Origin of the sequence: Flavobacterium akiainvivens (assembly GCF_001278115.1) — a bacterium.
Taxonomy (GTDB): Bacteria; Bacteroidota; Bacteroidia; order Flavobacteriales; family Flavobacteriaceae; genus Flavobacterium; species Flavobacterium akiainvivens.
The window spans coordinates 189,783-205,257 of the sequence record NZ_LIYD01000005.1; the positions used below are offsets into that span (position 1 = coordinate 189,783).

The 15,475-nt window shown below is 42.2% G+C and carries 6 protein-coding genes; 5 read left to right on the forward strand and 1 reads right to left on the reverse strand.

The features are described 5' to 3' along the window. Positions 1-8 precede the first annotated feature (8 nt). The 3 genes from AM279_RS00950 to AM279_RS00960 all read left to right on the forward strand — a co-directional run bounded on the left by AM279_RS00950 (position 9) and on the right by AM279_RS00960 (position 10,918). Positions 9-443 carry a hypothetical protein gene (locus tag AM279_RS00950; protein WP_054405808.1) on the forward strand — a complete coding sequence of 145 codons (435 nt, stop codon included), beginning with the start codon at positions 9-11 and terminating at the stop codon, positions 441-443. A gap of 26 nt (positions 444-469) precedes the next feature. Then, positions 470-5,539: a DUF4132 domain-containing protein gene (locus AM279_RS00955; RefSeq protein ID WP_054405809.1), complete on the forward strand. Its 5,070-nt coding sequence runs from the start codon at positions 470-472 to the stop codon at positions 5,537-5,539. A gap of 405 nt (positions 5,540-5,944) precedes the next feature. Continuing rightward, complete coding sequence (locus AM279_RS00960) at positions 5,945-10,918, forward strand: Ig-like domain-containing protein (RefSeq protein WP_054405810.1); 4,974 nt, start codon at positions 5,945-5,947, stop codon at positions 10,916-10,918. A gap of 296 nt (positions 10,919-11,214) precedes the next feature. Here AM279_RS00960 and mnmE read toward each other — a convergent pair whose 3' ends face one another. Continuing rightward, positions 11,215-12,603: a tRNA uridine-5-carboxymethylaminomethyl(34) synthesis GTPase MnmE gene (mnmE, locus tag AM279_RS00965; protein ID WP_054405811.1), complete on the reverse strand. Its 1,389-nt coding sequence runs from the start codon at positions 12,601-12,603 to the stop codon at positions 11,215-11,217. Positions 12,604-12,733: 130 nt separating this feature from the next. On the opposite strand from mnmE, the gene AM279_RS00970 reads away from it, so the two are divergent. Together AM279_RS00970 and AM279_RS00975 are read left to right on the forward strand one after the other, a co-directional pair. After that, positions 12,734-13,570 carry a universal stress protein gene (locus AM279_RS00970; protein WP_054405812.1) on the forward strand — a complete coding sequence of 279 codons (837 nt, stop codon included), beginning with the start codon at positions 12,734-12,736 and terminating at the stop codon, positions 13,568-13,570. 61 nt (positions 13,571-13,631) lie between these two features. After that, on the forward strand, positions 13,632-15,407 hold the full coding sequence (locus AM279_RS00975) for a MutS-related protein (protein ID WP_054405813.1): 1,776 nt from the start codon (positions 13,632-13,634) through the stop codon (positions 15,405-15,407). Positions 15,408-15,475 lie beyond the last annotated feature (68 nt).

Below are 15,475 nucleotides of genomic sequence, written 5' to 3' on the forward strand. Positions count from 1 at the left end.
CCTAAAAAATGAATATCCTCATATCAGTAAAGCAGTTGGGTAAAAAACACGCTTTACTTAATGAAAAGGCAATTGAACTCGATACTCCGGATTCAGTAATTACCACCGGCACACTCATAGAGCTTGTTATAAAACAGCAGGTAACCCTGTTCAATGCCTCATCATTTGAGTTTGACGAACATGATACCATACACCTTCCAAAAGAAAATTACCTGCCCCTTTTAACCGATACAGGCAAAGTGGGCTTTGGCGCTGTTTATAACCATCAAAAACCCGATTTAGAAAAGCTTACCCAAACTGCGCTTCAGGCTTTTGAAGACGGCCTTTACGCTATATTTTATGGCGATGATGAGCTCGAACGCCTGGATACCCAACTCGATTTAAGCCAACACAAACCTTTTACCTTTATCCGCCTTACTTTTTTGGCAGGCAGCTACTGGTAGTAACAACAATCCAATCAAAAACCTATATGTCTGTAGAAAATACCCTCAAAAATAAAGTAGTTAAAAGGCCTTTAGACACGTATAAAAAAGAGCTCAAAGAAATTTCTGAAAGTAACCTTGTATCTCGTTTATTGCTTAAAAACAGGCTTAAAAAAGACGTGGCAGAGTTTGGCTTGGCCCTTACTAACCTTAAAGGCAATTATGACGCTTTTTTTGTATACCTGGGTTCTGAAAAAGCTATGGAAATTGCCAAATGGATTAAGCCCAGTATGTGGGACGATAACAATTATTATGACTTGCTGGTATATTTCTTTGAACCTGAACAGGCAGCTTATATAAAGCACGCCTGGCAAAAACTGCCGCATAAAATGTACCAATACGGCTATGCAAGGCGGTCGTTTAGGGCACCTCATAATGATAAATACCTGTTGGTTAGCCAAATAAACTTTTTGAGGGGGCTTATGGATGGCCCTTGTCGTTTTGCTTATCCAGACAATACCTATTACAACCTTTCCCTTGAAGAGCAAATTTGCTACGATACTGATTTAACCAATGCAGGCGGGCAGTTTATGGTATGGTCGGCAGCTATAGATGCAGGCAACACTGCTATTTATCAGCTGCTTGAAGATATTATTTTTGGCAGGCACCCTCAGGGCAAAGTATCGCGAAACATAATAAAAGCCCTTTTAAACAGTACTAAAAAGGAGTGCTGGCAGCTGGTTGAAAAGCTGTTACTGGCCGCCCAGCGACAGGAAGGCCTGCGCCAAACCATTCTTGAAGCCCTGGATGAAACCGATACCGGTGCGCTACAGTATATGATAAACGTAATTATAGAGCACAAGCTTACACGTTTTTCATCGGTAGTACGTGCTGTAGACGTGTGGACCGGCCTGGGATGGGATGCTGAAAAGGAGGCCACCGTAAAAAATATCCTTAGCCTTGCCGCTGGCTATTTTAATGATGTACAGTCTATAGCTACAGTGGTACACAGTAAGAACAACAATGAGGTATACATGGCCCTGTGGGTACAGGCTGTTTTTGATGTTGAAAAAACAGTGCCCTGGCTGCACGAACTCTTGGATAAAGGTTCGGTTGAAAAAAAATGCCTGGCGCTTAAATTTGCCGGCGAAACACAGAACCCTTACATAGAAATGCCTTTGTATTATAAGGCATTACAGTATGGCGACCCGCAGGTACTTGCTTTTGCGCTTCCGCGGATGAATGCCCTGCTGGAAGCCAACCTGAAATCTAAGTTTTATATTGATAACAAAGAGTATCCTGACTTTTTTGATACCATGTATGGCCTGAGCCAAAGCATTGGCATTAAGGAAAAAGTATTTGAAGGCAGGGTGTTCTCATGGCTTAACGCCAAATTTGAAAAAGATGCGCTTTATGCCGCCGCCATTAAACTTATAGGCGAACACAATAGCAGGCTGGAACGCATTTTGACCCATTTTGAGGGTTTATCTATTGAGTTGCGCACGTCACTTACCCAAAATTTGCTTAAAGATTTTTACATGTATGGCTACATGCGGGCAAATAATACCGGCGACAATAAAACACCTACTGATTTTCAGCGCAGCTTTGCCCTGCGTATTTTAAAAGACAGGGGAGAGGCAATGGTTGCCACTGCTCTTAACACCCTGCGCAATGTAACCCTGAATGGCGATGAGGCAGGCCAGTTTTTTGAACTGCTGAAAAGAAAAAACACTACATTAAAAAAGAGCCTGGCTGCCATTATATTAGAGCAAAAAGAAAGCAGGATTGAAAGCCTTATAAATAATATTTTAGAAAACGGCGATGCAGAGCAGCGCATGAGCGCTCTTGACATGATGTTGCAGCTGCAAAAAAAGCAGCGCATGACCAAAAAGGTTAACGGCTGGGTTAAAGACTATGCTTTGCGCCCTAAAATTACCGAAAAGGAGCTAAAGTTTATAGAGCAGCTGTTTCCTGAGCAAAAGAAAGAAGTACTAAATGAAGAAAATGGCTATGGCTTTTACAATCCGGGCCAAATTTCTGAGTATGCTTTGCCGGTGCCCCACAAAGATGGGCTTTATGCGGTTGCAGTTAATACTAACCAGTACGGTTTTTCTACGTCGCTTACCCGGCTTAAGACCGAAATTTTAAGGCTCAAAAGCCTGTTTGAACAAAATGGGCATCATGAATACCAGGTTGAAAACTATGATAACAGCAAAGAAACCGTACTTCTTGGTAATGTTTTCAGGCAGTTAAAAAAGCTTCCGGATACCGCAGGCGCAGACGAAAATGCAGCTAACTACCCGCTGCACCACGTATGGGAAGAGTGGTTTAAAACCTCGGGGCTTGTGGAGCGGGATTTGTTTTTGCTTACGCTTGCCGGTAAGTGCGAGAGGAAGGAGTGGCAAAGCTTTCTTAATAAGTATGTGTTTTATCATGAAAGCTTTATACCCAATCCCCTTAAAGGGGCTTATTCGTATTACTGGAACAACCCGCTTATAGCTATCCTGCAGTCTTTGCAATACCGTTTTCCTTTTAAGGAAAAGGAAAACTTTTTGATTGATGCCTGCAGCGCCCTGTATGCAGGTATGCCGGGGTCTATACGCAATTATGAATACAAGCCCGGTAAAAATGAATACTATTACCGTGACGATAACGACAATGGCTGGCAGAGCCAGGGAGCCTGCGATGTTTACCTTAAAGCCATTAATCTGGAGGGCTTAACGCCTGAGCAAAGTAAAAAGGTGTGGCATTTATACCGCTGGAGGCAGTTTTCGGGGTTGAAAAAAAGCATACCTTTCAGTAAACCGCCCATTTATATGTATTGTGTAGCTTTTGAACAAGGCCTGATAACCAAAGACGAACTGTATGAAGGTATACTGGAGCGTACAAGGCTCTCAATATTAACAGGCAAAAGCAAGCATTATGGACACCATGGCAGCGAAAAACTGACCGAAAACTTTCCTGTCCTGGTGCCTATGGTAAGCCAAATAAGGGATACGTTTCTTGATATAGAGCTAAAACGGGGCGATTCTGATACTTCGGTAACCCATCTTGTAATTGGTTTTGAACGCATATATGGTATTAACCGCTTTACAGAGCTGATAACCGGCCTTGGCAGGCAAAACCTGTACAAAGGTTATATATACAGCTGGGGGTCTGAAAGCCTTAGCCGTCAAAAACTGTTTAGCTATCTCCTAAAACATTGCTACCCGCTTGACACTGACACGCAGGAGGCCTTTAATCAGCTGATGGATAAAACCAAAATATCTGAAGAAAGGCTTATACAGGCGGCTATTTATGCACCGCAATGGCAAAAAATTATTAGCAGTTACCTGGGTTGGAATGGCCTTGATGAGGGAATATGGTGGTTGCATGCCCATACTAAAACTTCGACTTATAGCGATGTAAATGCCGAACTGGAAAGTGAGGCGGCCAGGTTTTCGGCCATAGACCTTCAGGATTTTAAAGATGGCGCTGTAGACCGCAGCTGGTTTGTATCGGCCTATAAAAAGTTAGGAAAGGCCCGATGGGAAATGCTGTATGATTCGGCTAAGTATGTAACTGATGGCAACGGCCACCGCAGGGCAAGGCTATATGCCGATACCATTATTGGCGACCTGAAAATTAAAGAGGTAACAGCAAAAGTTAAAGATAAGCGCGACCAGGATTACCTGCGGGTATACGGGCTGGTGCCACTTAGCAAAGCCAACCCCGAAAAAGACGTATTAAGCCGTTATGAATACCTGCAACAGTTTAAAAAAGAAAGCAGGGAATTTGGCGCTATGAAACAAACCAGCGAGGCACTTGCCATAAGGGTAGCGCTCGAAAACCTGGCCCGTAATGCCGGATACCCAGACCCGGTGCGCCTTACCTGGGCTATGGAAACCAGGCAGGTGCAAAATATATTGTCTAAAGAAACAGAAGTTACTATTGAAGGAACTACCATTCGCCTTATTGTAAACCCCGACGGCAAGGCTGAAGTGGTAGCCATAAAAGGAGATAAGGAACTGAAAACCATACCGGCAAACGTTAAGAAAGATAAAGGCTATATAGAGCTTGTAAACTACCGTAAAACCATGCGTGAACAATGGACGCGCTCACGCAAAGGTTTAGAAGAGAGTATGATTCGCGGCGATGAATTTCTGTTTTCTGAAATTACTAACCTTTTTGAACATCCGGTTATTTCTAAACACTTAGAAAAACTGGTGCTGATAACAAATGATAATCGATTAGGTTTTTATATAAATAGCAACCTCGTGACGGCACAGGGTGAGATGATTGAACTTAATGAAAATCAAACCTTCCGGATAGCACATTGTTATGACCTGCATCAAAATAAGGTGTGGACAGATTATCAGCGCTATTGTTTTGAAAACCAGCTGCAACAGCCCTTTAAGCAGGTGTTCAGGGAACTGTATATGCCTACGCCCGATGAGCTGGAAGAGAAGTCGGTATCGCGCAGGTATGCGGGGCATCAGGTTAACCCTAAGCAAACACTTGCATTATTAAAAAGCAGGGGTTGGAAGGTAGATTATGAAGAAGGCCTGCAAAAGGTTTTTCATAAAGAAGGCTATCACGTTAAATTGTATTCAATGGCTAATTGGTTTTCTCCGGCCGATGTAGAAAGCCCTACGCTTGAAACAGTTGAATTCCATTCGCTTAAAGAGTATAAGAATATTGCTTTTGATGCGGTTAACCCACGTATTTTCTCTGAAGTAATGCGCGATATAGACCTGGTGGTAAGCGTGGCCCATGTGGGCGGTGTAGACCCTGAGGCAAGCCATTCATCAATAGAAATGAGGACCGTGCTGCTAAGGGAAACCCTCAGGCTGTTTAAGGCAAACAATGTAGAGATTAAGCAAAACCATGCGCTTATAACGGGCAAAATGGCTAATTATAGCGTGCATTTAGGCAGTGGCGTGGTGCACCAGGTACCGGGCAGGTATTTGTCTATATTACCGGTGCACTCGCAACACAGGGGCAGGCTGTTCCTTCCATTTGCCGATGACGACCCAAAATCGGCAGAGGTAATGTCTAAAGTGCTGCTACTGGCAAAAGATGATAAAATTCAGGATCCTACAATACTAACACAAATAGATAAGAATGTGGATATCTAAGATTTTGTAGGTTAGCAATAGTTTACCTAAACATTTATAATATACTCCCCGGCCGGATAAATAATTTAGCCTAAATAAAACCTCAATATTTTCATATAGTGCATTACGGTAAAGAGTATAAAAAAAGTATATATAATACGGTATGAAATGTAAACCATACATATTCAGCTTTTTACTTCTTTAATGTAAACTATATTTAAAAGTATGGCTTCTTTTAAATATTATATGATTAAATTTTTAAAATAGGTGTAGATATTTCACGAATTAGATATTATTTGTTAAATATTTCGGCATAAATAACGATAAATCACAAACTTCTTAAATAATGGCAATAGTTATGTTGCTGTTATTTTTATTTAATCTAAATAAATAATTTTATGCCTCCAAATTATTAATATTTTACTTATGATTAAATCACATTTACTCATTAAAAAAGTGCGCAATAATCCGGTTAAAAAACTGTGGCTATTGTGCATTTTTTGTCTGATTACCATAATAGGTTCCGCACAAACGGTGTCTTATTACGGCTTTTCGCAAAGCGAGGGAACTTACACCCAACTTGCTAATGCTACTGTTATAGCAACTGCAACTGCTGCATCCGGCAGTGGCGGTATAGATGAACAGGTATATGCACTTGATAACGCCATACCTTTTAATTTTAGCTTTAACGGGCAAACATTTACATCTTTAAAAGTACATGCCAATGGTTTTATAAGTTTTGGTACAACGGCAGAAACCGCAACTGACCCTCTTTCTTCATACCTCGCATACAGTGGGGTTATTGCTCCGTTTGGTGCCGATCTTGATGCGCTTTTCAATATAAACGGCAATACCGGTACCATAGCCTATGAGGTTGTAGGTGTGGCACCCCAGCGCGAGTTTGTGGTAGAGTGGAAACACTTTAGGCCATACTCTTACCAGGCGGCAAGCAATGCAAACCACCATAACTGGAATTTTCAGGCAAGGCTTAAAGAAGACGGTACCATTAGGTTTGCTTATGATTTTACCTTTGCCGGTACACCATCTGCTACTAACGGAAAAGTAGGGCTAAGGGGTACAACCAGTGCAGATTACACAAACCGAACCGCATCGGGCAATGCCACCAGCAACTGGGGCAATAACGTAGCCGGCAGCTATAGTTCGGCCGGAATAGCTACCAATTATAGTTTTTTGCCAGCTGAGGGACTTACCCTTACCTGGACTCCACCCGCAGCCTGCCAGGCGCCTACAGCACAGCCTACAGCACTTGCGCTAACAAATACAGGTATTATTGTAAACGCAAGCTTTACTGCTGCAAGCCCTGCGCCTGACCGGTATCTTGTGCTGCGCAATATTGCAGGTACAACGCCAAACGCACCGGTTAACGGCACAACCTATACCACGGGGCAAAACGATGTACTAAACAGCTATGTGGCTTATTATGGCACTGCAACATCTTTTGAAAACAACTACAATCACGGTATAAGGGGTAACAACCAGTATACGTATACAATTTATGCTGTAAACTCAAACTGTAACGGTGGGCCGTTATACAATACACAAAGCCCCCTTAGCGGTACTATTACTAACTGCCCGGCCACAGTAAATGGCATAACACCTGCCGCGGTTACATCTACAGGTTTTACACTAACATGGCCTGCTACAGAAAACGGAAACGCTAACACCTTTACAACCGTGCTTGAAGTAGCTACAGATAATGCGTTTGCCAATATGGTACAGGGCTCGCCGTTTACACTTACATCGGCTACGCTTTCTCAGGTAATTACCGGCCTTCAGCCTAATACACAATATTTTTACAGGGCTAAAAATGTAAGCACACAGTGCGAAAGTAGTTTTTCATCGGTAGCCAGCCTGTTTACGGGTTGTGTGCCGGTTACAGCATTTAGTGAAGGTTTTGACGGCACAACAGGTACCACACTGCCTAACTGCTGGAGCAAAATACTGGTAGGTGCCGGTGGCCCGCCAACCATAAACGTAACTACTACTGATAATTTTTCGGCACCCAATAACGTAAGCTTCTATGGAAATGGCGCGGATACTGATGCTGCGGCAACAAAAATTATACTGGTAAGCCCGGAAATAACAAACCTTTCGGCAGGCACGCACAGGCTGCGTTTCAGGGCACGTAAAACAACAGCATCTAACCCTATAAGCCTTAAAGTGGTAGCCTTAAACGGTAATACCGAAGCCGCTGATATTACGGTAATACAAACCATTACAGACCTAACCACTACATACCAGGAGTTTACCGTTTACCTTACCGGTTATACCGGGAACGGTACGCATATAGGCATACAGAGGGTAGGGGGCAGCAGCTATTCTTATATGTATGTAGATGATGTTATTTGGGAACCTACGCCTTCTTGTACTGAGCTGCTTTCGGTAACTGCTACAGCACCTACACCAACGGGTGCAACGGTAAGCTGGGAAAACGTAGCCGGTACAGCACCACAAAACGGTTATGAATATTATGTTTCTACCGTAAATACTGCCCCGGCAGAAACAGTAACATTTACACAAACACAGCAAACATCGGTTAACCTTAGTGGCCTTGCTAACGGAACATACTATGTTTTTGTAAGGAGGGTATGTACCGATACAGACAAAAGCCCGTGGAGATCGGCAACTTTTGCTACCATTGCTACTACGCCTGCGCCGTGGCAGGAAGAATTCCTTACTTCTAACTACCCTGCCGGATGGACTACAACTAACTGGTCATTAGGCACTACAAGGGGCATAACCGGTAACGGAAACTCAGCCACAAGCCTTTATAAAAACCTGTATGGTTCGGCTGCAACAGGTACGTTTAATACTATAGCTGTAGGCCCGCTAAATGCATCAAACTATGAGCTAAGCTTTTATTACAAGGTATCTAACTTTGGCAGCCCTTATGCCACACCGGCCGAATGGGGCAACTTTACCGTAGCCGTATCTACAGATTTTGGTACTACGTGGACAGACCTTGAAACCATAACCAACCAGGCGGCACAGGGAGCGTATACCCAAAAAGTATACAGCCTTGCAGATTATCAGGGCGAATATGTACAGGTAAGGATTACTGCAAACAGGACTGCAGGTGATTTTGACCTTTCTTTTGATAACTTCGAAATTAAAGCCCCTGCTGTTTTAGTAGAAAGCGTAACCGTATCGGTTGAAAATGATGCTCCTGCAACCATTACTACGGAAAACGGCACGCTACAGCTTGAAGCTACCGTAACCCCTGCAAACGCAAGCCAGGATGTTACCTGGAGTGTTACATCGGGTACTGATTTTGCTACTATAGATGAAAACGGGCTTGTAACAGCTATTGCAAACGGCACGGTTACCGTTCGTGCAGTTTCAGAGGCAGATAGCACTAAATTTGACGAAATCGAAGTTACTGTAAATGTTACAGAGGGGTATTGTACACCATCTGCCGGTATAGCGGTGCTTACTACTAATGTACAGTTTAGCAACATTAATAACAGTAGTAGTACCACAGCTAACCAGGTATATGAAGATTTTACAGATGTAACAGGAAACGTAACACAAAATCAAACGTATACGTTAACAGCGCAGTCGGCCGGTTTTCTTGGTTTGACAAACTTCCTGTACCTGCATGTATACATAGACTGGAACCAGGATAATGTTTTTGATGAAAACGAATTTTATATTAATAACACAGCCGGTACTTTTAGTAAAGAAATTACTGTTCCTGCTAACGCCCTGGCAGGTACTACAAGAATGCGTGTTATTATTAACGAAAGCACTGCTTATGGCCCTTGTGCCACTTCTACATACGGCCAAACCGAAGACTATACACTAAATGTAACGGCTCAGGATGCAGTTGAAATGGTAACAGTTTCAACACAAAATGATGTAGATGCCGAAATAACGGTTGCAAACGGCACGCTACAGCTTGAAGCAATTGTTAACCCGGAAGGAGCTAACCAGGCTGTGGAATGGAGTGTAATATCGGGCGGGGCATTTGCATCTGTAAACCAGGATGGCCTTGTAACAGCTATTGCAAACGGCACGGTTACTGTACGCGCTACTTCGGCTGAAGATACTGCTAAATTTGATGAAATTGAGGTTGTAGTTAACATTGCATCTCAACCCGGAGATAATTATTGCCAGCCTGAGTTTTTCTATCCTTCATCGCAGGCAGGAATTACAATAAATACCATTTCTTTAGCAGGTGAAACAATTACCTGGAGTGTTAACCCTATAGCTTATACTGAGGATGGATATGCAAACCATACAAGCGATCCAAAAGCAGATCTTGTTTCGGGAAGTAGTTATGATTTAAATTTTTCTACTAACTGGCAGGATCCCCAATATATAAATGTACGCGCATGGATTGACTACAATAATAACTATCAATTTGATGATGAGGAAGAAATAGGATATCTTAATAATGGCATAAACTCATCGGGGCAGGGTGCGTTTAACTTTACGGTCCCCGAAAATGTAGTACCCGGAAATTATCGTTTGCGTGTTATTTTACAGTTTCCAAATTCACAGCCCGAAAACCTTACCCCTTGTGGTACAATAAACTCGTATGGTATTGCGGTTGACTATGATGTAGAAGTAATTGAAGCAATCCCGGTTGTTGTTGAAAGTGTTGTGGTTGCAACTCAAGATAATATTTCGGCAGAAATTACCACTGAAAACGGCACCTTACAACTTGTTGCTACGGTAAATCCTGAAGACGTGAGCCAGGACGTTACCTGGAGCATTACATCAGGCAATGAATTTGCAACGGTTGATGCTAACGGCCTTGTAACGGCTGTTGCTAACGGTACGGTTACTGTGCGTGCTACATCAGTTGCAGACGCTACTAAGTTTGATGAAATTGAAGTTACCATTAACTACCAGACTGTTATTGAGGTTGAGAGTGTAGCGGTATCGGTACAGGATAATGCAGAGCCGGTAATTACAACAGAAAACAGCACACTGCAGCTTGTAGCCACAGTTAACCCTGAAGACGTGAGCCAGGACGTTACCTGGAGCATTACATCAGGCAATGAATTTGCAACGGTTGATGCTAACGGCCTTGTAACGGCTGTTGCTAACGGTACTGCTACAGTACGCGCTACATCAGTTGCAGACGCTACAAAGTTTGATGAAATTGAAATTTTAATTGACCAAACGGCAGGTGTAACAAACCCTGATATGGTTCAGTTTACAATATATCCCAACCCTGCGGTAGATGTTGTAAACATATCATCTGCACAGGTTATAAAACAGGTTACTATTTATAATGAATTAGGCCAGGAAGTACTTACCACGTATAATACAGTATCAATAGATGTTTCAAATATTTCAACCGGGATATACATTATAAAAACCCATTTTGAAAACGGTACAACTGCAACCCAAAAATTAATGAAAAAGTAGGTTTACTAAAGGTTACCCTAAACGTTTATTATTTTTAAGAACCCGGTTGCAAAAAGCGACCGGGTTTTTATATTCTGTTAATAACAATATGAGGTTTGGCTTATGTAGTATTTCATCACAATTTCGAAGAAAGGGTAGAATTGTTTTATAATAAAAAGATAAAAGTGATCATTTGGCAGTTTAGGATGTCCACCTTAATTTTTAACAATTTCATACCTAAATCCAAACTCCAAAAGTGAAATATTAAGCTAATGATCTATTTAACAAAAAGCCACTAACTACACCGATGAATAGAGCTATTTACCGATGCAGAAATTAGCAAATATATTACCCAGTAGTTCATCATTAGTAACAGTACCGGTAATCTCACCAAAATAATACAGCGCCTGGCGGATGTCAATAGCCATTAAATCAGCAGGTAATCCGTTACTTAAACCCCATTTAACTTTCTGTATTTCCTCTAAGGCTTTTAAAAGCGAGTCGTAATGACGGGTATTGGTAACAATAGTTTCATTGTTGCGTAAAGCGCCGGTGTTTACAAATGATAGTAGTATTTCTTTCAGTGTATTAACATTAGAGTTGTCTTTCGCCGATATTAACAGTATACCAGGTACAGCTTGAAGAAGAGCCTCCAGTTCATCAGGTGTGTATAGATCCATCTTATTGCCTACTACAAGTAGTTGTTTAAGAGGGTGTTGGTTCTTTATTTTCTCAATTTCAGTTGTTACAGCAGCAAGGGTTTGAGTATCTTTAGCAACGGGGCATAAATATATAACTACCTGTGCCTGAGCTATCTTTTCGAATGTTTTCTTTATACCGATACCCTCAACTACATCCTGCGTTTCGCGTATACCGGCGGTATCTATAAACCGGAAGCCTATACCGTTTATAACTAACTCATCTTCAATAGTGTCGCGGGTGGTTCCGGCAATGTCGCTTACTATGGCACGCTCTTCATTAAGCAGGGCATTAAGCAGGGTAGACTTGCCCACATTGGGTTCGCCCACAATGGCTACGGGTATACCGTTTTTAATAACGTTACCTGTTGCAAATGAGTCTATTAATCGCTTAAGGACAAATTCAATACGGTTTAGTAATTCATTAAATTGCGTACGGTCGGCAAACTCCACATCTTCTTCAGAAAAGTCGAGCTCCAGTTCAATTAATGAAGCGAAATTGAGTAATTCCTCGCGCAGGCGGGCAATTTCATTGCTAAAACCGCCACGCATTTGCTGCATGGCAATCTGGTGGCTGGCTTCGTTATCGCTGGCAATCAGGTCGGCCACAGCCTCAGCCTGGCTTAGGTCGAGCTTCGCGTTTAGAAAAGCACGCAGTGTAAACTCCCCCGCATTTGCCATACGGCAGCCTTTTCTTAATAGTAACTGTATGATTTGCTGCTGGATAAATAGCGAACCATGGCATGAAATCTCAACGGTATTTTCGCCGGTGTAGGAGTTAGGCCCTTTAAAAATAGAGAGCAAAACCTGGTCATACACCTTGCCTTCATCTTCAATATAGCCCAGGTGCAGTGTGTGCGACTTTTGTTTAAGGATATCTTTTGCCTTGACAGAGGTAAATACTTTGGCAGCAATGGCAATGGCATCAGCCCCTGAGATGCGTATAACGGCAATAGCCCCTGCGCCAGAGGGGGTTGCAAGCGCCACTATTGTATCCTGAGAAATCATTCTGTATGGTTTAGGCTGCAAAGATACACCTTATACATTAAATTATTATTGTGTTAAGCATAGCCTAAAAAGTAGGAAAAGTTAGCCGTATTTTGTAAATTTACTGGTATAACTCCTGACAACCAGAATCATGAAACAAATACTTTTTCCCACCGATTTTAGCGAGGCTGCCAATACCGCTTTTATATATGCGCTTAAGTTTGCCGACTCTTTTAATGCAGAGGTTTTAATACTGCATGTATATGACCTGCCCATTGTAGAAACCCCGCCATTGCCGGAATCTACAAAAGAAATATTTGATATAGTGGAAATGAACCAGTTTGAAAGCTTTAGGGAAGAATTGCCTGCCCTGCACAAACTTGCTGAAGAGCACAACCTGGGGCATATTAAAATACGTAATACATTGCTATATGGAGATTTAGTGTACAATATTAATAAGATTTGCGAGGAAGAAGCTATCGACCTTATAGTTATGGGTACAAAAGGTGCAAGCGGGCTAAAGGAAACCTTTTTAGGATCTACAACCGCTTCGGTTATTACAAATGCTAAGGTGCCTGTATTGGGTATACCGGCCGAAGCTGAGTATGAACCTATTAAGAGTGTAGTGTTTACTACACAGTATAAAGATAAAGATAATGATGCCCTTAAAAACGCTATGGATATAGCTAAGAAGTTCAGGGCCAGGCTACAATGCTTGTATATTAAGAATGATGATGACCCTGAAGATATCGATGACAGGATTAATGAATGGAAGATATATTATAGGGATGAAGATATCGATTTCTTTAATATTGCCGGAGACCACATAGAGCAGACTATACTTGATTTTGTTGAAAACCAACATGCCGGGCTGCTTGTTATGCGCACCCACAAACGTGGCTTTTTCGAAAGCCTTTTCCACCGTAGCCTTACCAAAAAAATGGCCTACCACAGCAAGATACCTTTGTTAGTGTATCATGAAGCATAAAAGCCGCAAATCCCGCCCTGTGCGGGATTTTTATTGATATATTTGCGCATAATCCTTATCCATGCAGTTTTACATACAGCGCAAAGAGCAGTTTGCCGCACAACTTTCACAATTAAAGCAGTCTTATAACCTGATAAGCCTTTTAAGGGCCGCTGCTGCCGTTTTTGTTATCGGTTCAGTATACTTTGCCATAAGTTCTGTAACTGCAAGAGATACAGCTGTTTTGTGTATCCTGTTGGGGTGTGGTGCATTTATAGTATTATTGCGCTATCACAATACATTATCACTAAAGAAAAAGAAGGCAGAGGCATTGCTTAAGGTAAATGAAGATGAGGTTAATTTTTTGGAATACAATAAATTACCGTTTGAAAGTGGCAGTGAGTTTGCCGATACCTCACACCCTTATGCGCATGATCTTGACATTTTCGGCAACCATTCACTATACCAGCACCTTAACCGCGCAGCTACTTACAAAGGCCGCAGAAAGCTTGCGGATATGCTGCTTAACCTGTTGCCTAACAACGAGATACTTAAAAATCAGGCTGCTATAAAAGAGCTTGGCAACCTGATTGAATTCAGGCAGGAAATATTGGCCCAGGGCAGGATAAATAACGATTCGAAGCCTGTATATCAAAAGATTACGGCATGGGTCGCCAAGCCCGCACCTGTAATTACAACTATTGCCCGTATTTTGGGAACTGCCGCACCTATACTCTTGGTTGGGTTGCTGTTATATTACTGGATAGCAGGGGATGACAGTATTGTGCCGTTTATAAACTACCTGCTTGCGTTTAATGTGGCCTTTGCCCTGAAGTATGTTAAGCTAATAGCCAACGAAGTTAAAGATACTACCGAGGTAGCTGAGATTATTAAAGGCTATGCTGCTATCCTTGAAATAATTGAAAAACAGCAGTTTGAGAGTGAAAAGCTTAACGATTTAAAAGCCAGGATTAAAGACGATAACCAACAGGCATCTAAACAGCTTGCCAGGCTGGGTACGTTGTTTTCACAGCTTGATTCGGCCTCTAATATACTGGCAGCCATAGTTATGAATGGTTTGTGCCTGTATCATTTCCACATATTGGATGCTCTTGGCAGGTGGAAGAAAAAGAATACTGCCAATATTGACCAATGGCTTGATGTTATTGCTGAATTTGAGGCACTTGGCAGCTTTGCCAATATGCACTATAACAACCCTGATTATGCCTTTCCGGAGATTAATACCCAATATAAAGTAGCGTTTACAAACACCGCACATCCCTTGCTAAATGGTTCAAAACGAGTAAGTAACACCATTGATTTCAGTCCTGCTTTTACCATCCTTACCGGTTCTAATATGTCAGGCAAGAGTACGTTTTTAAGGGCACTTGGCGTTAATATGGTGCTGGCGGGTACAGGTGCCCCGGTTTGCGCTACGGCGGCATCAATACATCCGCTTCCGGTGCTGGTTTCTATGAGGTTATCTGATTCATTATCAGATAATACCTCATACTTTTATGCTGAAATCAAGAGGCTTAAGGAAATTACCGACAGCCTCCGCAGCCAAAGAGCCTTCGTGCTTCTGGACGAAATTTTGCGTGGTACAAACTCAGACGATAAGCGTGCCGGTACCGTTAAGGTTATAGAGAATCTGGTTCATTGTCAGGCTGTTGGCGCTATTGCAACACATGATATTGAGGTTTGCGATACTGCCCTGCAATATCCTGACGCCCTGATTAACCGCTGTTTTGAGGCGCAGATTATTGATAACGACATCTATTTTGACTATACCCTGCGCAACGGCATCTGCAAAAACCGCAGTGCAACCTTCCTGATGCAAAAACTTGGTGTGATTTAAGGTTTTGAATTACAGGGTTTTATGTTTTTGTTGGTTTTGCATATAGTGCTTTTAGCCTGTAAGGGCGT

Excerpts from the sequence above, each read along its gene's own strand:
- AM279_RS00960 (WP_054405810.1), top strand. The coding sequence starts at position 5,945 with ATGATTAAATCACATTTACTCATTAAAAAAGTGCGCAATAATCCGGTT.
- AM279_RS00950 (WP_054405808.1), top strand. The coding sequence starts at position 9 with ATGAATATCCTCATATCAGTAAAGCAGTTGGGTAAAAAACACGCTTTA.
- AM279_RS00975 (WP_054405813.1), top strand. The coding sequence starts at position 13,632 with ATGCAGTTTTACATACAGCGCAAAGAGCAGTTTGCCGCACAACTTTCA.
- AM279_RS00970 (WP_054405812.1), top strand. The coding sequence starts at position 12,734 with ATGAAACAAATACTTTTTCCCACCGATTTTAGCGAGGCTGCCAATACC.
- AM279_RS00955 (WP_054405809.1), top strand. The coding sequence starts at position 470 with ATGTCTGTAGAAAATACCCTCAAAAATAAAGTAGTTAAAAGGCCTTTA.
- mnmE (WP_054405811.1), bottom strand. The coding sequence starts at position 12,603 with ATGATTTCTCAGGATACAATAGTGGCGCTTGCAACCCCCTCTGGCGCA.